Below are 18,098 nucleotides of genomic sequence, written 5' to 3'. Positions count from 1 at the left end.
GGGATCCCCTTTGCAGGGGATTCCGCTGTGCGCCTTCGGCGGCGGGTGGATTGCCCGCCGTGCGGAGGCGTTTTGCATAGAGGCGGGGGTCTCTTATATTTTTCTCTCCACCGCGCCGGATTCAGATTTGATCGGCGCAAATCATTTGGTCCTTTGATTTGGTAAACCGGACAGATCGTGGTACAATAAAGGAAAACGCAGTTGAAAGGGGAATGGCCGTTGCCATTTTGGAAGGAAAAAAAATTTTGGCGCCGTGCGCTTGTCTATCTGGGCACCGTGGCCGCCTCCCTCTTGTTTCTCTATTTTGGCAACCGGTTCGCCACAACCGGCTTTGAAATTTTTCCCGGTGCGAGCATGGAAAAGCCGGTCAAGGCGCAGGTGACGCAGATTCTGGAGCGCACCACCGACCACTATTCCCTCGACAGTGAGACGCCGTTGGAGAACGTCCGCATCTCGTTTGAGGCGCGGGTGCTGGGCGGTTGGCAGAAGGGGCTGACCGTCTCCTGCGAGCAGACGATCGACGCAATCACCCCGGTGAAGAACAAGGAGGTGGAGGTGGGGGACCGCGTGCTCATCTTTAACTCCGACCCGTCCTCGGCACGGAGCACCTGGATGTTCTGGGACTACATCCGCACCGACACGCTGCTGGTGCTGGGTCTGGTGTTCGCCGTGCTGCTGCTGTTGTTCGGCCGCTTCAAAGGAGTCAATACGCTGATCTCACTGGCATTCACCTGCTTGGCGGTGTTCGCGGTGTTTATCCCGTCGCTGCTTTCGGGGCACAACGCCTATGTCTCCTCAGTCGTCATCTGCTTATTTACCATTGTCATGACATTGCTCATCGTCAACGGTGCGAATACGAAGAGCCTGGCGGCTGGCTTGGGGTGCCTGGGGGGCGTGCTGGTATCGGGCGGATTGACCCTCCTGATGGATCACCTGCTCGCGCTCACCGGCCTACTCAACGAGGAATCGGCGTTTTTGTTGTATATGGACACCCCGAAGCCGATCGACCTCAAGGCGATCATCTTCGCTTCCATCATCATCGGCGCATTGGGCGCGATCATGGATGTGGCTATGTCGATCGCGTCGTCGCTCTACGAGCTGCGCGAGCAGGTGGAGGGGGCAGGCTTTGGGCTGCTGCTTCGCTCGGGCCTGCAAATCGGCCGGGACATCATGGGAACTATGGCAAACACGTTGGTGCTCGCCTATATTGGCAGTTCACTTTCGATGGTGCTGCTGTTGATCGCATACAACACCTCGCTGCTCGGTTTGCTCAACAAGGAGATGATCGTGGTGGAAATCTTGCAGGCGCTGGTGGGAAGCCTGGGCCTGCTCATTACCATCCCGCTCACTTCGGTGATCTCCGCGTGGTTCTACAGCCGCCACCGCGGCCAAGGTGGTGGGCAGGAGGGCACAGGGGAGACCGCTGCGGGTTGACAGATGGACGGGAACGGTCTACAATAACTAGAGATTCGTATGATGTAAGGAGATGCAAATTCCAATGAGTGAGAGTTGCAATCACGATTGCGGCAGCTGTTCGCAGAACTGTTCCAGCCGCGAACAAAATCCGGCGGATTTTCTGGAACAGCCCAATGAGCTGAGCTGCATCAAAAAGGTGATCGGCGTGGTCAGCGGCAAGGGCGGCGTGGGCAAGAGCCTGGTGACCGGTATGCTGTCGGTGCTGATGCGCCGCCGCGAGTACCGCGTGGGCGTGCTCGACGCGGACATCACCGGCCCCTCGGTGCCCAAGATGTTCGGTGTGCATGAGCGCGCGCACGGCGACGAAGGCGGAATCTATCCTGTCAAAACCAAGACGGGGATCGACCTGATGTCGGTGAACCTGCTGCTCGAAAACGAAAGCGACCCGGTGGTGTGGCGCGGACCCATCATCGCCGGTACGGTCAAACAGTTCTGGACCGATGTGATCTGGAACGACATTGACTTCCTGTTTGTGGACATGCCCCCGGGAACTGGCGACGTGGCCCTGACGGTGTTCCAGTCGATCCCGGTGGATGGGATCATCATTGTAACCTCCCCGCAGGAGCTGGTTTCGATGATCGTGGAAAAAGCGGTCAACATGGCCAAGATGATGAACATTCCGATTTTGGGCGTGGTGGAAAACTACAGCTATATCCAGTGCCCCGATTGTGGTAAACGCTTCCCGGTGTTCGGCGAGAGCCACATCGAGGAGACGGCGGCCCACTATGGGCTGAAGGTGCTCGGCCGGCTGCCGGTGAACCCGCAGCTCGCCCAAAATTGCGACGACGGCGTGATCGAAGCGTTTGAAGGCGATTGGTTGGAAGGCGCAGCGGATGCGCTCGAGGCGCTATAAAGGAAAAAGAAAAGCTGTCCCAATTCAGTCGGGACAGCTTTTTTTAAAATGCGACCAAGCCTGTAAGCCGGGTTCTGTATTTGACGGCAATCTATCTACGGCGGTCGTCGCCAACCGCCTCCAGCCACCTCTATTGGGGACGCGCAGGGCGCGTATTCGTCCCCGTTACACGGTGTTGCTCCGAATAGGGTTTACAGGGCCGCGCGGTCTCCCGCGCGCCGGTGAGCTCTTACCTCGCCTTTCCACCCTTACCGCTTGACGCGGCGGTATCTCTCTGTTGCACTATCCCTAGAGTCGCCTCCGGCTGCCGTTAGCAGCTATTCTTGCCCTGTGGAGCCCGGACTTTCCTCATGCGTTCCTTTTCAAAAACGCACGCTGCCGTCTGGCTTGCTCGCAATTTTAACAGTGATTATTCCCCAAGGGGGATGCCCTCCGCATCGGTCTGGATGGAACCGGTGAAGATCTGGATGCCCTCCACGAGGCCCCAGATGCCTGAAACCATCGGGCCGAGACCGCACAGCAGGGAACCGACGGTGCCCAACAGGACCTGAACAATCGCGCGGTCGGTATATCCGAGGTAAAAGTTGTGGATGCCCAACCACCCGAGCAGGATGCCCAGCAACCCGGCGGCCAATTTGGATTTCTTCTGATAGGTGACGCCGTCCCTCACATAGACGTTGCTGGTTTTTTTATAACCGGAGCCCAGTTGTGCGCCGCAGTTGATGCAGACAACCGCCAGCTCCTCGGTGGAAGAGCCGCAATTGGGGCAGTGATGGTTGCCGAGCCCAGCGGGCACCCCACATTTCGCGCAGATGTTGGAATCCGGCGGCAACGGTTCGCCACAGTTCCGACAATACATGGGCACAGCTCCTTTCTTCAAAAGGCTTAACTGATGATATCATTGGTCATTGGGCAAGGGGCAAACGCAGTTTGCGGATCTGCCTGGTCATAAAGCGCATCACAACGGCTCTGCGGCTATTATACCACGACACCGCGGCAATGTCCATCGCGTTTGGTCATACTTTTTTGTCGCTGAGGTGTGGATGTTTTGAAACGGGTTAAATGAAAACTTGCAAAAGAGAGGACAGGGTCCGAATCGATTGGAGAAAAAAATGAAAAAAATGAAGCAGCAGATAAAAAATGCTGCATTTTGGCCTTGATTTTGCCAACAAAAGCATATATAATGGAGGGCATAAATCAGATAGGAGGAATTTTCATGCAATATCAGAGCGAATATCTCCAGCGCGTCTACGATAGCGTTGTAAAGCGCAATCCGAACGAGCCGGAATACCTGCAGGCGGTCTCCGAGGTGCTCACCAGCTTTGAGCCTGTCGTGGCCAAGCGCCCTGACCTCGAGAAATACGGCATTGTGGAGCGCATTGTGGAGCCCGAGCGCGTCATCATGTTCCGCGTCTCCTGGGTGGACGACAGCGGCAAGGTGCAGGTCAACCGCGGCTATCGCGTGCAGTTTAACTCCGCGATCGGCCCGTATAAAGGCGGCCTGCGGTTCCATCCCTCGGTCAACCTCTCGATCATCAAATTCCTCGGCTTTGAGCAGATCTTCAAAAACAGCCTGACTACCCTGCCCATGGGCGGTGGCAAGGGCGGCTGCGATTTCGACCCCAAGGGCAAATCGGATAACGAAATCATGCGCTTCTGCCAGAGCTTTATGACTGAGCTCTCCAAGCATATCGGTGCGGATACCGACGTGCCCGCAGGCGATATCGGCGTAGGCGCGCGTGAGATCGGTTATATGTTCGGTCAGTACAAGCGCCTGCGCAACGAGTTTACCGGCGTGCTCACCGGCAAGGGGCTCACCTACGGCGGTTCCCTCACCCGCAAGGAGGCGACCGGTTACGGCCTGCTGTACTTCACCGAAGAGATGCTGAATTGCATGAAAGATGATTCCATCAGCGGCAAGACCATCGTCGTTTCCGGTGCCGGCAACGTCGCCATCTATGCAGCTGAGAAAGCCACCCAGCTGGGCGGCAAGGTGGTTGCGCTGTGCGATTCCACCGGCTACATCTACGACCCCAACGGCGTCAACCTCGACGTGGTCAAACAGATCAAAGAGGTGGAGCGCGCGCGCATCAGCGAGTATGTGAAACGTGTATCCGGCGCCGAATACCACGACGGCTGCTCCGGCATCTGGGGCATCAAGTGCGATGTGGCGCTGCCCTGTGCCACCCAGAACGAGCTGGACGGCGAGTCGGCCAAGAAGCTGATCGCCAACGGCGTGATGGCGGTTGCAGAGGGTGCCAACATGCCCTGCACCCCGGAGGCGATCGAGGCGTTCCAGTCCGCCGGCGTGCTGTATGCGCCCGGCAAGGCGTCCAACGCGGGTGGCGTGGCGGTCTCCGGCCTGGAGATGAGCCAGAACTCCATGCGTTACTCCTGGTCGTTTGAAGAGGTCGATGCGAAGCTCCAGGGCATCATGAAGAGCATCTTCCATGCGGCTTTCGACGCGGCCAAGGAATACGGCGTGGACGGCAACATCATGGCGGGCGCCAACATCGCGGGCTTCCTCAAGGTAGCCGACGCGATGATCGCGCAGGGCGTTGCGTACTGATCCATTTGTTGATGAGAGGCGTGCCGGAGAGCGTTTTCCGGCACGCCCTTTTGCTTCTCAGCACTTGCATTTCCTGCGCTAAAGTGCTAAAATGAAGGTTATAGATTTTACAGATCCGAAAATTACGACAAGGTTGTGAGAAAAATGAGCAATATCAAAGTGGAACTCGCAAAGACGCTGAAGGCCAAGCCGACCGACGAAAGCAAGCTGGGCTTCGGCGAGATTTTCACCGACCATATGTTTTTGATGGATTACACCGAGGGCAAGGGTTGGCACGACGCGCGCATCGTCCCCTATGGGCCGATCCCGATGGATCCGTCGGCCATGTGCCTGCACTACGGGCAGACGGTGTTTGAGGGCATGAAGGCCTACCGCACCCCGGACAACCGCATCCTCATGTTCCGCCCCGAGGAGAACTTCAAGCGCCTCAACCAGTCCAACGACCGCCTTCAGATTCCCGCTGTGGATGAGAAGCTGCTGCTCGAGGGTCTGGAGAAGCTTGTCGAGATCGAAAAGGATTGGGTGCCCCACACCGACGGTGCGTCGCTGTACATCCGTCCGTTCATCATCGCCACCGAGCCCAAGCTCGGCGTGAAGCCTTCGGCCAACTATCTGTACATTGTGGTGCTGTCCCCCTCGGGCGCATACTATAAGAGCGGCCTCAATCCTGTCAAAATTTACATCGAGACCCAATACACCCGTGCGGTCAAAGGCGGTACCGGTGCAGCCAAGACGGGCGGCAACTATGCGTCCAGCCTGAAGGCGCAGGAGATCGCCCACGAGCAGGGCTATTCGCAGGTGCTGTGGACCGACGGCGTGGAGCATAAATACATCGAGGAAGTGGGCGCGATGAACGTCTTCTTCGTGCTTGGCGACGAGATCGTTACCCCTGAGCTGGTCGGCTCTATCCTGCCCGGCATCACCCGCAAGTCCTCCATTGAACTGCTGCGCAGCTGGGGCTACAAGGTTTCTGAGCGCCGTCTGGCGGTCGCTGAGCTGGTGGAAGCCTATCAGGCGGGCAAGGTCAAGGAGGCGTTCGGCACCGGCACCGCCGCGGTCATCTCGCCCATTGGCGAACTGAAGGTGGGCGACCTGGTGATGACCTTCAACGACAACAAAATCGGCGAGATTTCGCAGAAGCTGTACGACAATCTCACCGGCATCCAGTACGGCAAACTGCCCGATACCCACAATTGGATGGACGAGGTTTGCAAGGGCTGATTCTTTTTTCAGTGAAAAGCGACGGTCGAAGGATACCCTGCGGCGAGTGGATCGCCGCAGGGCGTCTCTGCTTTGACAATCCGCGCGGTGGGCGTGGCAATTGAAGCGGGACGCATCCCATATCCCGTCGCTTTTGCGCGTCGATTCAGGGCTCAACCGGCCGGTCTTGGAAATAGTAGGTACGGTCGCGTTCGGCGACCGGCCGCAGGACGCGGCAGGGGTTGCCGGCGGCCACCACGTTCGCCGGAATATCCCGGGTTACTACGCTGCCCGCGCCGATCACCGCGCCGTCGCCGATTGTTACCTGTGGGCAGACGGTCACGTTGCCGCCGACCCAGACGTTGTCGCCGATGGTGATGGGAAACCCGTATTCCAGCCCGGTGTTGCGAAGCTCCGCGTCGAGCGGGTGCCCGGCGGTAAACAGGCTGACGTTCGGCGCGAACAGCACATTGTCCCCGATGGTCACGGGTGCGACATCCAGGATGGTACAGTTGTAGTTGCAATAGAAATTTTCGCCGATTTGGATGTTGCAGCCGTAGTCGCAGCGGAACGGCTGGTTGATCTGGAAGGTTGTGCCGATGCGGCCGAGCAGTTCCCGCAGGATGCGCTGCTGCTCCTCCGTCTCCCACGGGAGAAGCTGATTGAAGCGGTAGGTCAATCCCAGGGCGCGCTCCCGCGCGGCGGCAAGTTCCGGGTCGGATGCGAGATAAAGCCGGCCTGAAAGCATTTTTTCCTTTTCTGTCATTGCAAGACCCCCTGTTTTGGAGTGACGATGGGTCTTATTATTTCACAAAACGGTTCAAAAAACAAGCGAAGGTTGTGTTTATGTCCAGAGAACTATCTTTTACCGTGGATTCCAAGCAGGACGGGATGAAACTTTACGACTTTTTACGCCGGGAGCAGAAGTTTTCTTACCGGCTGATCACCTCGCTCAAACATCAGCCCAACGGTATTCAGATCAACCATGTCCATGCGCGCACCATCGACCGGCTCAAAACCGGGGATTTGGTTTCGGTCGCCCTGCCGCAGAATGACAACGAGGGGGCTGCGGTCTCCGATCTCTGGGTCCCCATCGTCTACGAGGACGACGACCTGATCATCTACGACAAGCCGGCCGGGATGAACTGCCACCCGTCGCGCCGGATACAAAACGACACCCTCGCCAACGTGTTTGCGCGGCATTGCAGGGAGCGCGGCCTGGCGATCACCTTTCGTTGCCTCAACCGGCTGGATATGGACACTTCCGGCCTGGTGCTGCTGGCAAAGAACCAGTATGTCGCGGCGCGCCTGAAGTTTGCGGTACAAAAGGAGTATGTCGCGCTGCTGCACGGGGTGCCCGACCCGCGCGAGGGCACTGTGCGGGAACCGATTGTGCGGATCAACGACATCTACACCAAGCGGCAGGTGGACCCGTCCGGCCAGCCTGCGGTGACCCATTACCGCGTGCTCGCCCGCTCAGAGGATGGCGCTTACAGCATGGCGCGGATGGTGTTGGAGACAGGGCGCACTCACCAGATTCGGGTGCATCTTTCTTATATCGGCCACCCGCTGGTGGGGGATGACATGTACGGCGGCAGAACCGATCTGCTCGCCCGGCAGGCGCTTCACTGTGAGCGCATGAGTTTTGTGCATCCGGTGACGGGGGAGGCCGTCGCGATGAGCGCGCCGCTGCCCAAAGATATGCAAAAGGCACGGAATGACGCAAAAATATGCATCGAATTCCCGATAGAATGAACGAAAAATGCATATTTTTGCAAAAGACACTTGATTTTAGGGGAATTCAGTGTATAATAGGAAGCATCAAAGCGGTTCTACAAAATATTGTGATAGTTGTGGAGGAGTACCTTATGAAAAAGATAGTAGCAGCACTGTTGGCAACTGTGATGGCGGCCAGCCTGTTTGCGGGTTGCGGCAACAAGAACGCGGCGGTGAATATCACCAAAGCGGAGGACTTGGAGGGCAAAAAGATCGGTGTACAGGCCGGCACCACCGGCGAAACCTATGTCACTGAGAGTGTCAAGGACGCCAAGGTGCAGTCCTTTAAATCCGGCATGGATGCGGCGCTCGACCTCAAAAACGGTGCGATCGATGCGATCGTCCTGGATGAGCTGCCCGCGAAAGCGATTGTGGAGCAGAATCCTGACCTGACCATCCTCGACTGCGACCTGGCCACTGAAGAATACGCCATCGCCGTGAAGAAGGGCAACACCGAGCTGCTCGAGAAGATCAATGCCACTATCCAGCGCATCAAAACCGACGGCACCTATGAGAGCATGGCCAACGCCTTTATGCCCGCCGATGGCGAGATCAAAATTCCCGAGCACAAGGCGACCGGGGGTGACACCGTGATCAAGATGGGCACCAACGCCGCATTTCCCCCGTTCGAGTATGTGGAGGGCAGCGAAGTGGTCGGCTTTGATATCACCATGTCCGAGGAGATCGCCGCCGATATGGGCGCGAAGCTGCAGGTCGAGGATATGAACTTCGACAGCTTGCTTTCCGCACTTTCCTCCGATGTGATCGACTTTGCCGCGGCTGGCATGAGCATCACCGAAGAGCGTCTGAAGAGCGTGGACTTTTCCGAGCCCTACTACTCTTCTAAGCAGGTCATCATCCTGAAGAAATAAGGGTTGATCCGAGAAATCCACCACAAGGGCGGAGTCCGCAAGGCTCCGCCCACGTGTTGTATCTGGAGGTAACGCATGAACGAAATCTACCGCAACCTCATTGCCGACGACCGATGGAAGCTGATTCTCGAGGGTCTGGGCAATACCATCGTGATCGCCCTGGGCGCCATCGTGATTGGTACCATCATCGGTGCGCTCCTGGCGCTGATGCGGGTCTCAAACAACCGCCTGCTCAAAGGGATCGCGCTGACCTACATCACCATCATCCGCGGTATCCCCGTGGTAACTCAGTTGATGATTTTCTCCTTTGTCGTTTTCCCGCCGCTGGGGCTTTCCAAGCTGACCATTGCTATCATCGGCTTCGGTGTGAACTCCGGCGCATATGTCGCCGAGATTTTCCGGGCTGGAATCCAGGGCGTGGGCATCGGGCAGATGGAGGCCGGGCGGTCGCTGGGCTTCAGCAAGGCGCAAACCATGCGGTATATCATTGTGCCGCAGGCGTTTAAGGCGGTGCTGCCCACTTATACCAACGAGTTTGTCGTATTGATCAAGGAGACCTCGGTCGCCGGCTATATCGCGATCCGCGATCTCACCAAGGTCAGCGATATGATCCGCAACGCCACCTACAACGCCTGGGTTCCCCTGTTGGCGGCCGCGATCATCTATCTGATTCTCACGCTCGGCTTGTCCCAGCTGTTTGCAGCACTGGAAAGGAGGATGGCGCGCAGTGATCGAGGTTAAAAATTTGGAAAAACACTTCAAGGATGTCGAGGTGCTCAAAGGCATCACCACGACGATCAATAAAGGGGAAAAGGTGGTTGTCATCGGGCCGTCCGGCTCGGGTAAGTCCACCTTTCTGCGCTGCCTGAACCGGTTGGAGGAGCCCACTGGAGGCGAAATCTTTTTTGAGGGCTATAACATCACCGATAAAAAGTGCAACATCAACGAGCTGCGCCGCAAGATGGGCATGGTGTTCCAGCAGTTCAATCTGTTCCCGCACCTCACCGTGCGGCAGAATATCACCCTTGCGCCGGTCAAGCAGGGTCTGATGTCGCAAGCGGATGCAGACAAGCGGGCGGATGAGCTGCTCGCCCGCATCGGTCTTTCGGATAAGGCGGAGACCTATCCCAGCAAGCTGTCAGGCGGCCAGCAGCAGCGCATCGCCATTGTGCGCGCGCTGGCGATGAATCCGGATGTGATGCTGTTTGACGAGCCGACCTCCGCACTGGACCCTGAGATGGTGGGCGAAGTGCTGGAGCTGATGAAGGATCTCGCAAACGAGGGGATGACGATGGTGGTGGTGACCCACGAGATGGGTTTTGCCCGCGAGGTCGCAACCCGCGTGATGTTTATGGATGAGGGTGTCATCATGGAGGAGAACACCCCGCAGGAGTTCTTCTCCCACCCGAAAAATCCGCGCCTTCAGGATTTTCTGGCGAAGGTGCTGTAAGAAATTTTCCGGCCCGCCGTTTTTGTTGAGAAAGCTGGTGGGCCTAATTTTATTCTCAAGGCTGCCGGAGAAAGGGTCGAAAAAGAGGGTTTCTTCGGTTGTAACAACAGCTACTTTATGCTATAATAACCGCAAGCAGTTCATATAAATTGATGGCCAGGGCGGTCTGCGCGCCTCGCTCGCCACCTTTATGGCGGCGCATGATGTGCGCATGTACCCGCTGCATGGCTGTCAGCGGTACTTTACGCGATATATTTCTGCTGTTATCAGGGTAAAAAGGGAGAAAAAGGAGTTTTTCCGATGATAAGCGAATCCAAGAAGCAGTTCATTGAATTTATGATGGCGGCGGGCGTGCTCCGTTTTGGCGAATTCAAAACCAAAAGCGGCAGGCTTTCGCCATATTTTGTCAACACCGGTAACTACCGCACCGGCGCTCAGATTTCACGGTTGGGCGAGTTCTATGCCCAATGCATCCACGAAACCTGCGGCGATCGCTTTGACGCGATGTTTGGCCCTGCATATAAGGGGATTCCATTGGTCACCTCGGCGGCTGGCGCGCTGGCGCGCTGCCACGGAACGGACAAGCCGTTCTTTTTTAATCGCAAGGAGGCCAAGGATCACGGCGAGGGCGGCAATCTGGTGGGTTATCAGCCGCAGGACGGCGACCGCATCATCATCATTGAGGATGTCATTACAGCCGGTACAGCGGTGCGCGAGACAGTGCCTGTGCTGCTTTCAGCGGCTCAGGTACAGGTAAGCGACATGTTTATCTCGGTCAACCGCTGTGAGATCGGCCAGCAGTCCGACCGCACCGCAGTTATGGAAGTCAAGGAAGAATTCGGTATCGATGTGCACGCCCTGGTGGATGTGCGCGATCTGTGCGAATATCTCCGCGGCCAGGGCGGCTATGCCGAGGTTCTGGAGGCCATGGAGCGCTATATGGACCGCTACTGCAAATTTTGATGCGATTGCCGGAGATGCGGGCGGATTGTCCGCAACTCTAGTGATATTTAGAAGCATCGGTCAATAGAATGATGATAGACCGATGCGATGATTGTGAAGGAGGATTTTTTATGTTTTGTCCAAGATGTGGAGCGGAGCTGCCGGATAACGCTCTGTCCTGTAACGCATGCGGCGCATCCCTGAGAGAAGAGGCTGCGGCCCCGGAACCGGCGAGCGCTCCCGCGCCTCAGCCGATTCCCCCGCAGTACGCCTATGATACCCCCCAACAGCCGGCTGGACAGCCCGCAATCAACAGCACCACCTACCTGGTGTTCGCCATTTTGGTCACCGTTTTGTGTTGTCTCCCGCTCGGTATCCCTGCGATCGTGTTTGCGACCAAGATCAGCAGCGCGCAGGCGGCCGGCGATTTCCTGGGTGCTCAGGATGCAGCCAAGAAGTCCAAGATGTGGTCGATCATAGCGGCGGTCAGCGGCGTGGTGGCGTCGATTCTTATCATCGTATTCTATGTCGTGATTCTGGGCGCAGCTATCGGCGGCGGTTATTACTATTAATCGGTTGTGACGCCAAAGAAGAAGCGTTGGCTGCTCGCGGGTGGCATCTGTTTTGCGTTGGGGCTGTGTGCGGCTTTGCTTTATTTCGTCAGCCCGGACGGCGCGGGTATCCCCTGTCCCGTTTATCTGCTCACCGGGTTCTATTGCCCGGGGTGCGGCGCTTCGCGCGCGCTGCGCAGCCTGCTGCATCTGCAATTTTATCAGGCGTTTCGCTACAATCCGGCGCTGGTGCTGCTGCTTCCGTTTATGATTTGGTACATAGCCGCGCGTTTGATCGATTATGTCAGAACCGGCGGCAACCATGTGGATGGAAAGCTGTCCCTTCGCCTGTTGTGGTGGGTGCTGGCGCTACTGATCCTTTATGGGATTGCGCGCAACCTTCCCTTTTTCCCGTTCAATCTATTGCGGCCAACCAAACTATGACAAAAAACCTCCGGTAAATAGCCGGAGGTTTTTTCTTTACCGCAATTATTTCCCAAGGAAAGGTGCACACTAATGGCGCGAATACAAAGTAAAAACAGGGGGTATATCCATGAAGATTAATCGCAGCAAAGTGGTCATTGTTGGGGCTGGCCTGGTGGGTTCCTCAACCGCTTTTAGCCTGATTACACAGGGGGTTTGTGACGAGGTGGCGCTGATCGATATCAACGAGGAGCGCGCGCAGGGGGAAGTGATGGATCTGCGCCACGGCATCGATTATTTGAATCGAAACGTGCGGGTCAAGATCGGAGCTTACGACGAGTGCGGCGACGCAGATATTGTGGTGATCACAGCAGGGCCGCCGCCCAAGGCGGGGGAGACCCGTCTCGATACCTTGGAGGCGTCGAAAAAGATCGTGCGGTCTATCGTCGAACCGGTGATGAAAAGCGGCTTTTCCGGCCATTTCCTCATCATCTCCAACCCGGTTGATATCATCGCACAGTATGTCTGGAAACTTTCTGGGCTGCCCAAGCAGCAGGTTTTGGGTACGGGCACCGCGCTGGATTCCGCCCGGCTCAAAAGCTTCATCGGGGATATGCTGCATGTCGATCCGCGCAGCGTTCACGCTTATGCGTTGGGGGAACACGGGGACAGCCAGATGGTCGCATGGTCGCATGTCACGGTGGGGGGTAAGAGCCTTTTTGAGATACTGGACGACAACGGGCGCCGTTTTTCCAGGGTCGATCTGGATCAGCTCGCCCATGAGACGGTCAAGGCGGGCTATGAGATATTGGAGCGGAAGGGAAACACCTATTATGGAATCGCCTCCACGGCCGTGGGCATCATCAAGGCGATCCTCTACGATGAAAATCGCATCATACCGGTTTCCACACTGCTGGAAGGGGAGTATGGAGTACACGGCGTATTTTGCGGCGTTCCCGCCATCCTCAACCGGAGCGGCGTCAAAGAGGTGATCGAGCTGCACCTCACCGAGGAGGAGGCCGAGGCGTTTCATCGCTCGGCAGAAGTGCTGCGCGAGTTTGTCCAGAATTGATAGGAAGCAAAATAGAACGCCGGAGGGGATCATACCTTCCGGCGTTGTTTGTTGTTTTATCGTTCGGCGGTGATACCAAACTGCTGCTCCAACAGGCTGATCGTTTGATCCAGGTTGTAAGCGGACAACAGCAGGGAAATGTCTACCTCCGAGGTGGTGATCATCAGCACATGGGCGTCGGCCGCAGCAGCGGCGGCGATCGCCTTGCCGGCTACCCCTTCCATCTCGCGCATCTCCTCGCCAAACAGTTGAACCTTGCTGTTTCCGTTGCTTACCAGTGGTTTCACATCGGGATAGTCAGCCTTGTATTTGTTCACCAAGGCCAGCACCTTGACCAGATCGTCGCCCGAAATGGTGAACGAGATGTCCACCCGGTCGCCGGTGGGGGCGGACTGGGAGATCATATCGATATTGATCCCTTGCTCAGCAAAATCACCGAACACCGCCGAAATAAATTTCAAATCTGCACCGATGCGGTTAAAAGTGACCAGTGCAATGTCATCGCTGACTGAAATCTTGCTGACACCGTTCATAGCTTTCAAACTCCTTTCCGCTATTCGACGGAATTTTGCATTCCGACCAGATCGCCCATATCGTACAGCCCAGCCGGCCGGCCGGCCAGAAAGAGGGCTGCGTTGACCGCTCCTGTGGCGAAAATTTCCTTGGACATCGCGGTGTGCGTCAAGGTGACGATTTCGTCCTTACCCGCAAAGATCACCTCGTGTTCGCCGACGATGGTGCCGCCGCGGATCGAATGGATGCCGATTTCGTTGGGGTCACGCTTCTGCCGCAGCGAATGTCGGTCATACCGATAGAGAAAGCGGTCGCTCTCGGCGTGATTGATCGCGTCGGCCAGCATCAGGGCGGTGCCGCTGGGGGCGTCGATCTTCTGATTGTGATGTTTCTCCACAATCTCAATGTCGAAGTCGTCGCCCAGCACCGCCACCGCTTTTTTGGCGAGCTCAGCGAGCAGGTTGACCCCCAACGACATATTGAAGGAGAAAAACACGGAGATGATCTCACTCGTCTTGCGCAGCAGCGCAATCTGCTCGTCGGAAAGACCGGTGGTCGCCACCACGATTGGGGTGGAGGTGTGCACCGCATATTCCAGAATGGGGGACAATGCGGACGGATGGGAGAAATCGATGATGCAATCCGCCTTCATGTTACATTTGGCGGGGCTGTCAAAGATGGGAAAGTCGTCGTAAACAGTGGTATTGAGGTCGAGCCCCGCTGTGATCTCACAGTCAGGCTTTTCCTTCACATAGGAAGCGATCACCCGCCCCATACGGCCGTTTGCGCCGGAAAGTATCAGCTTTTTCATGGTTTATAAACATCCTTCTTTTTTGGGCTGCCGCGCTGTTACGAGAGTAGGCCGGAGGCCCGAAGCTCCGAGATCAGCCGCGCGCGGTTTGCATCGTTCAAATCGGTCAGAGGCAGGCGGCAGGCGCCGGCGGCCCAGCCGAGCAGGTTCATTGCTTCCTTTACGGGGATGGGATTCACGTCGCAGAACAGGGCGTTGATGAGCGGCAGTAACTTGAGCTGCAATGCGGCGCTCTCTGCGGTCTTGCCGTCGAACCAGAGCTGACAGATGTCGTGGGTCTGCTGGGGCATCACATTGGAGAGCACCGAGATAACCCCCTTGGCGCCCAGTGACAGCAGCGGCACAATCTGGTCGTCGTTGCCCGAATAGAGGTCGAGCGTATCGCCGCACTCTGCCATCAGGTGCACAATTTTGGAGATGTTGCCGCTCGCTTCCTTGACCGCCACGATGTTGGGGTGCTTGGCGAGCTCCGCATAGGTGGAAACCGCAATGTCGCAGCCGGTGCGGCTGGGCACGTTGTAGAGAATCACCGGCAGGTCGGTCGCGTCCGCGATCGTATAAAAGTGGCGCACCAGGCCGGCCTGGGAGGTCTTGTTGTAATAGGGGGTCACCTGCAGCAGGGCGTCTGCGCCCACAGCGGCCGCCTCCTTGGAAAGCCAGACCGCATAGGCGGTGTCGTTGCTGCCCGCGCCCGCGATGACCGGAACCCGGCCGGCCACGTGCTGCACGGTATATTCGATCGCTTTGACATGCTCCTCGTCGCTCATGGTGGAGCTTTCGCCGGTGGTGCCGCAGATCACGATGGAATCGGTGTGGTTGACCAGCTGGAACTCCAGAATGCGACCCAGCTCCTCATAGTTGATCGAGCCGTCCTCCCACATGGGGGTGATTACGGCGACCCCTGCGCCGGTAAAAATGGTTCTTTTCATGACAATTCTCCTCTCCTAGCTGTGGAAAGCATCGATCAGTCGAGATAGCCCTTGGCCGCGAGCAGTTCCGCCAACAGCACGCCGCCGCCGGCCGCACCGCGCAGGGTGTTGTGAGAAAGACAGACGAACTTGTAGTCGTATTGGGTGTCCTCGCGCAGCCGGCCGATCGAAACCGCCATGCCCTTTTCCAGCATGCGGTCCAGTTTGGCCTGGGGGCGGTCGGACTCCTCAAAGTAGTGCAGGAACTGTTTGGGGGCCAGCGGCAGGCCGAGTTTCTGCGGCTCGCCAGCGAACGAGGCCCAGCGTTCCTTCATCTGCTCGATTGTGGGCTTGCGCTCGAAGCTGACGAACACCGCCGCGGTGTGCCCGTTGGAGACGGGAACGCGCAGGCATTGGGTGGTGATGGCGGGGGAATCCGCGTTGACAATGCGGTCGCCCTCGATGTGGCCCCACACCTTCAAAGGCTCCTGCTCGCTCTTTTCCTCCTCGCCGCCGATGTACGGGTTGAGGTTATCCACCATTTCGGGCCATGTTTCAAAGGTTTTTCCAGCGCCGGAGATCGCCTGATAGGTGCAGGCGAGCACCCGCTTCACGCCGAAATCCATGAGCGGCGCAAGGGCGGGCACATAGCTTTGGATCGAGCAGTTGGATTTCACCGCGATAAAACCGCGCTTGGTCCCCAGCCGTTTGCGTTGGCTCTCGATGATCTTCAGGTGGTCGGCGTTGAGCTCGGGGATCACCATGGGGACGTCGGGCGTCCAACGGTTGGCCGAGTTGTTGGAGATAACCGGGCACTCCGCCTTGGCGTAAGTTTCCTCAAGCGCCTTGATCTCCTCTTTTTTCATATCCACTGCGCAGAATACAAAGTCTGCGCGCGAGGCGACCGCCTGCACATCCGCGGCGTCCAGAACGACCATATCCTTCACTGTCTCCGGCATGGGGGTATCCATCGCCCAACGGGAACCCACAGCTTCCGCATAGGTCTTACCAGCGGAGCGGGAGCTGGCCGCCAGCACCGAGATGTGAAACCAGGGATGGTTCTCCAGCAGTTGTATAAAGCGCTGGCCAACCATGCCGGTCGCGCCAACGACGCCTACGTGAAATTCTTTCATCGTCGAAACATTCCTTTTCTATACTATTTTGTTTGGAAACACAGCATCGGCCCGTAAGGGGGCAATAAAAAAACCGGTTGAAAACCGGCCATCATTGCAATATAATAGAGATATTGACGTCTAAATTCGCAGAATCCTGCGCAAATCCAGTCGATAGCTCTTCATCATAATACAATGATGACAGTCACAGGCTTGTTCAGCGCGGCGACCAGGCAAGTTTACTCCGATTTAAACTTCCTTCGGCGGAGGGCCCTTTCACCGATGATGCAAACGATCAGATCGGAAATCATCTCATGGACTACTCATGCAACTCCGCGCCTCTATCCGGGGGATATTCTGTTAGCACTATATTAGCATTATAACGAATCTATGTCAATTATTTTTGCATGTGCAGCGCGTTATGGGCTGCGCAAAGTCCGCTTCTGAGGCGGCGCCCCGCTTTGTTTTAGAAAGGAAGTTGCCGAAAGTATATGAAGACATCCGATTTTTGGTTCGATCTGCCGCAGGAATTGATTGCGCAGACGCCGATTGAGCCGCGCGACCATTCCCGTATGCTCTGCCTCGACGGCGACACTGGGGCGCTGTGCCACCGGCATTTTTACGACCTCATCGATCTGCTGGAGCCGGGCGATACTTTGATTCTGAACGATTCGCGGGTACTGCCTGCCCGCCTCTACGGCGAGAAGGAGGGGACCGGGGCGCACATCGAGTTTCTGCTGCTGGAGCAGAAGGAGCAGGATGTGTGGGAGATTCTGGTGCGGCCGGGCAAAAAGGCTAGGCCCGGCGCGCGCTTCGTGTTCGGTGGCGGGCTGCTCGCCGGTGAAATCCTCGATACTGTGGAGGGCGGTAACCGCCTGGTGCGGTTTACCTATCCGCAGGGGGAAAACTTCTACGCCATCCTGGAGCGGATTGGCCAGATGCCGCTGCCGCCCTACATCACCCGGAGGTTGGAGGATAAGGAGCGCTATCAGACGGTCTATTCCAAGGAGCTGGGCTCGGCTGCTGCCCCCACAGCTGGACTGCACTTCACCCAAGAAATGCTCGCCGCCCTGCGGGAAAAGGGGGTTCGCATCGGCTATGTGACGCTGCATGTCGGGCTCGGCACCTTCCGTCCGGTGAAGGTGGACAACGTGCTAGAACACCATATGCACTCGGAACACTACCATATCCCGCCTGAGACCGCCGAGTTGATCGCCGCTACTCGGGCAGCGGGGCGGCGGGTGATCGGGGTGGGCACCACCGCCTGCCGCACGGTCGAATCGGTCGCTACCAAGTACGGCGAGGTGCGGGCCGACGAGGGCTATACCGATATTTTTATCTACCCGGGCTACCAGTTTAAGGTGCTCGACGGATTGATTACCAATTTCCACCTGCCGGAAAGCACGCTCATCATGCTGGTTTCTGCCTTTGCGGGTTACCGCCATATCATGGACGCCTACCGAGTGGCGGTGGAGGAGCGGTACCGCTTCTTCAGCTTTGGCGACTGCATGTTTCTTACCCGCTGCCACGGCGACACCTTGAATGGGTTGGAGTGAAGCGGCGGAAAATA

General features: G+C 57.2%; 19 protein-coding genes, 1 other RNA gene and 1 riboswitch. Of the genes, 13 read left to right on the top strand and 7 right to left on the bottom strand.

The genetic code is table 11. The features are described from left to right. The first annotated feature begins 219 nt into the window (after positions 1-219). Both H8711_RS01475 and H8711_RS01470 read left to right on the top strand, forming a co-directional pair. On the top strand, positions 220-1,434 hold the full coding sequence (locus tag H8711_RS01475) for a YibE/F family protein (protein WP_249281758.1): 1,215 nt from the start codon (positions 220-222) through the stop codon (positions 1,432-1,434). 64 nt (positions 1,435-1,498) lie between these two features. Continuing rightward, complete coding sequence (locus H8711_RS01470) at positions 1,499-2,329, top strand: Mrp/NBP35 family ATP-binding protein (protein ID WP_249281757.1); 831 nt, start codon at positions 1,499-1,501, stop codon at positions 2,327-2,329. 47 nt (positions 2,330-2,376) lie between these two features. Here H8711_RS01470 and rnpB read toward each other — a convergent pair. Further along, positions 2,377-2,723: RNase P RNA component class A (gene rnpB / locus H8711_RS01465), an RNA gene on the bottom strand. Between the two features lie 15 nt (positions 2,724-2,738). Further along, positions 2,739-3,188, bottom strand: a complete 450-nt coding sequence (locus H8711_RS01460; protein ID WP_249281756.1) for an NINE protein — start codon at positions 3,186-3,188, stop codon at positions 2,739-2,741. Positions 3,189-3,545: 357 nt separating this feature from the next. Here H8711_RS01460 and gdhA point away from each other — a divergent pair, with 357 nt between their 5' ends. Beyond that, a complete protein-coding gene (gene gdhA / locus H8711_RS01455; protein ID WP_249281755.1) occupies positions 3,546-4,898 on the top strand; it encodes an NADP-specific glutamate dehydrogenase in 1,353 nt (450 codons plus the stop codon). A gap of 144 nt (positions 4,899-5,042) precedes the next feature. Further along, complete coding sequence (locus H8711_RS01450; protein WP_249281754.1) at positions 5,043-6,119, top strand: branched-chain amino acid aminotransferase; 1,077 nt, start codon at positions 5,043-5,045, stop codon at positions 6,117-6,119. Between the two features lie 145 nt (positions 6,120-6,264). Here H8711_RS01450 and H8711_RS01445 read toward each other — a convergent pair whose 3' ends face one another. Next, entirely contained in the window at positions 6,265-6,864 is a 600-nt protein-coding gene (locus H8711_RS01445) for a sugar O-acetyltransferase (protein ID WP_249281753.1), read from the bottom strand. 80 nt (positions 6,865-6,944) lie between these two features. Here H8711_RS01445 and H8711_RS01440 point away from each other — a divergent pair, with 80 nt between their 5' ends. The 8 genes from H8711_RS01440 to H8711_RS01405 all read left to right on the top strand — a co-directional run bounded on the left by H8711_RS01440 (position 6,945) and on the right by H8711_RS01405 (position 13,184). Beyond that, positions 6,945-7,853, top strand: a complete 909-nt coding sequence (locus tag H8711_RS01440; RefSeq protein WP_249281752.1) for an RluA family pseudouridine synthase — start codon at positions 6,945-6,947, stop codon at positions 7,851-7,853. Between the two features lie 113 nt (positions 7,854-7,966). Then, positions 7,967-8,746: a transporter substrate-binding domain-containing protein gene (locus H8711_RS01435; protein WP_249281751.1), complete on the top strand. Its 780-nt coding sequence runs from the start codon at positions 7,967-7,969 to the stop codon at positions 8,744-8,746. Between the two features lie 75 nt (positions 8,747-8,821). Next, complete coding sequence (locus tag H8711_RS01430) at positions 8,822-9,487, top strand: amino acid ABC transporter permease (RefSeq protein WP_249281750.1); 666 nt, start codon at positions 8,822-8,824, stop codon at positions 9,485-9,487. Continuing rightward, complete coding sequence (locus tag H8711_RS01425; RefSeq protein ID WP_249281749.1) at positions 9,474-10,196, top strand: ATP-binding cassette domain-containing protein; 723 nt, start codon at positions 9,474-9,476, stop codon at positions 10,194-10,196. The genes H8711_RS01430 and H8711_RS01425 overlap by 14 nt, the downstream gene beginning before the upstream one ends. Positions 10,197-10,496: 300 nt before the next feature. Next, on the top strand, positions 10,497-11,159 hold the full coding sequence (gene pyrE, locus H8711_RS01420) for an orotate phosphoribosyltransferase (RefSeq protein ID WP_249281748.1): 663 nt from the start codon (positions 10,497-10,499) through the stop codon (positions 11,157-11,159). A gap of 110 nt (positions 11,160-11,269) precedes the next feature. Then, positions 11,270-11,710, top strand: coding sequence for a CD225/dispanin family protein (locus H8711_RS01415; protein WP_249281747.1), 441 nt, complete (start codon positions 11,270-11,272; stop codon positions 11,708-11,710). 75 nt (positions 11,711-11,785) lie between these two features. Then, positions 11,786-12,133 (top strand): DUF2752 domain-containing protein, encoded by a 348-nt coding sequence (locus H8711_RS01410; RefSeq protein ID WP_249281746.1) that lies wholly within the window; start codon positions 11,786-11,788, stop codon positions 12,131-12,133. A gap of 109 nt (positions 12,134-12,242) precedes the next feature. After that, positions 12,243-13,184 (top strand): L-lactate dehydrogenase, encoded by a 942-nt coding sequence (locus H8711_RS01405; protein WP_249281745.1) that lies wholly within the window; start codon positions 12,243-12,245, stop codon positions 13,182-13,184. Positions 13,185-13,240: 56 nt separating this feature from the next. On the opposite strand, the gene H8711_RS01400 is transcribed toward H8711_RS01405, so the two are convergent. Genes H8711_RS01400 through asd form a run of 4 tightly spaced genes read right to left on the bottom strand, consistent with a single transcriptional unit; the run spans position 13,241 to position 16,549 of the window. Beyond that, positions 13,241-13,717 carry an ACT domain-containing protein gene (locus tag H8711_RS01400; protein WP_249281744.1) on the bottom strand — a complete coding sequence of 159 codons (477 nt, stop codon included), beginning with the start codon at positions 13,715-13,717 and terminating at the stop codon, positions 13,241-13,243. 20 nt (positions 13,718-13,737) lie between these two features. Beyond that, complete coding sequence (gene dapB / locus H8711_RS01395; RefSeq protein WP_249281743.1) at positions 13,738-14,508, bottom strand: 4-hydroxy-tetrahydrodipicolinate reductase; 771 nt, start codon at positions 14,506-14,508, stop codon at positions 13,738-13,740. A 38-nt stretch (positions 14,509-14,546) separates the two neighbouring features. Next, positions 14,547-15,437: a 4-hydroxy-tetrahydrodipicolinate synthase gene (gene dapA / locus H8711_RS01390; RefSeq protein WP_249281742.1), complete on the bottom strand. Its 891-nt coding sequence runs from the start codon at positions 15,435-15,437 to the stop codon at positions 14,547-14,549. Positions 15,438-15,472: 35 nt separating this feature from the next. Beyond that, positions 15,473-16,549, bottom strand: coding sequence for an aspartate-semialdehyde dehydrogenase (asd, locus tag H8711_RS01385; protein WP_249281741.1), 1,077 nt, complete (start codon positions 16,547-16,549; stop codon positions 15,473-15,475). Between the two features lie 146 nt (positions 16,550-16,695). Continuing rightward, positions 16,696-16,880, bottom strand: a riboswitch (Lysine riboswitch). 139 nt (positions 16,881-17,019) lie between these two features. Here asd and queA point away from each other — a divergent pair. Next, entirely contained in the window at positions 17,020-18,084 is a 1,065-nt protein-coding gene (queA, locus tag H8711_RS01380) for a tRNA preQ1(34) S-adenosylmethionine ribosyltransferase-isomerase QueA (protein ID WP_249281740.1), read from the top strand. Positions 18,085-18,098 lie beyond the last annotated feature (14 nt).

Source organism: Ligaoa zhengdingensis (assembly GCF_014384885.1).
Taxonomy (GTDB): domain Bacteria; phylum Bacillota; class Clostridia; order Oscillospirales; family Ruminococcaceae; genus Ligaoa; species Ligaoa zhengdingensis.
Note: the sequence above shows the minus strand (reverse complement) of the source record. Positions and strands in the feature narration are given on the sequence as shown.

Excerpts from the sequence above, each read along its gene's own strand:
- dapB (WP_249281743.1), bottom strand. The coding sequence starts at position 14,508 with ATGAAAAAGCTGATACTTTCCGGCGCAAACGGCCGTATGGGGCGGGTG.
- H8711_RS01405 (WP_249281745.1), top strand. The coding sequence starts at position 12,243 with ATGAAGATTAATCGCAGCAAAGTGGTCATTGTTGGGGCTGGCCTGGTG.
- H8711_RS01415 (WP_249281747.1), top strand. The coding sequence starts at position 11,270 with ATGTTTTGTCCAAGATGTGGAGCGGAGCTGCCGGATAACGCTCTGTCC.
- pyrE (WP_249281748.1), top strand. The coding sequence starts at position 10,497 with ATGATAAGCGAATCCAAGAAGCAGTTCATTGAATTTATGATGGCGGCG.
- gdhA (WP_249281755.1), top strand. The coding sequence starts at position 3,546 with ATGCAATATCAGAGCGAATATCTCCAGCGCGTCTACGATAGCGTTGTA.
- H8711_RS01460 (WP_249281756.1), bottom strand. The coding sequence starts at position 3,188 with ATGTATTGTCGGAACTGTGGCGAACCGTTGCCGCCGGATTCCAACATC.
- H8711_RS01450 (WP_249281754.1), top strand. The coding sequence starts at position 5,043 with ATGAGCAATATCAAAGTGGAACTCGCAAAGACGCTGAAGGCCAAGCCG.
- H8711_RS01470 (WP_249281757.1), top strand. The coding sequence starts at position 1,499 with ATGAGTGAGAGTTGCAATCACGATTGCGGCAGCTGTTCGCAGAACTGT.
- H8711_RS01440 (WP_249281752.1), top strand. The coding sequence starts at position 6,945 with ATGTCCAGAGAACTATCTTTTACCGTGGATTCCAAGCAGGACGGGATG.
- H8711_RS01430 (WP_249281750.1), top strand. The coding sequence starts at position 8,822 with ATGAACGAAATCTACCGCAACCTCATTGCCGACGACCGATGGAAGCTG.
- H8711_RS01435 (WP_249281751.1), top strand. The coding sequence starts at position 7,967 with ATGAAAAAGATAGTAGCAGCACTGTTGGCAACTGTGATGGCGGCCAGC.
- H8711_RS01400 (WP_249281744.1), bottom strand. The coding sequence starts at position 13,717 with ATGAACGGTGTCAGCAAGATTTCAGTCAGCGATGACATTGCACTGGTC.
- H8711_RS01445 (WP_249281753.1), bottom strand. The coding sequence starts at position 6,864 with ATGACAGAAAAGGAAAAAATGCTTTCAGGCCGGCTTTATCTCGCATCC.
- queA (WP_249281740.1), top strand. The coding sequence starts at position 17,020 with ATGAAGACATCCGATTTTTGGTTCGATCTGCCGCAGGAATTGATTGCG.
- asd (WP_249281741.1), bottom strand. The coding sequence starts at position 16,549 with ATGAAAGAATTTCACGTAGGCGTCGTTGGCGCGACCGGCATGGTTGGC.
- dapA (WP_249281742.1), bottom strand. The coding sequence starts at position 15,437 with ATGAAAAGAACCATTTTTACCGGCGCAGGGGTCGCCGTAATCACCCCC.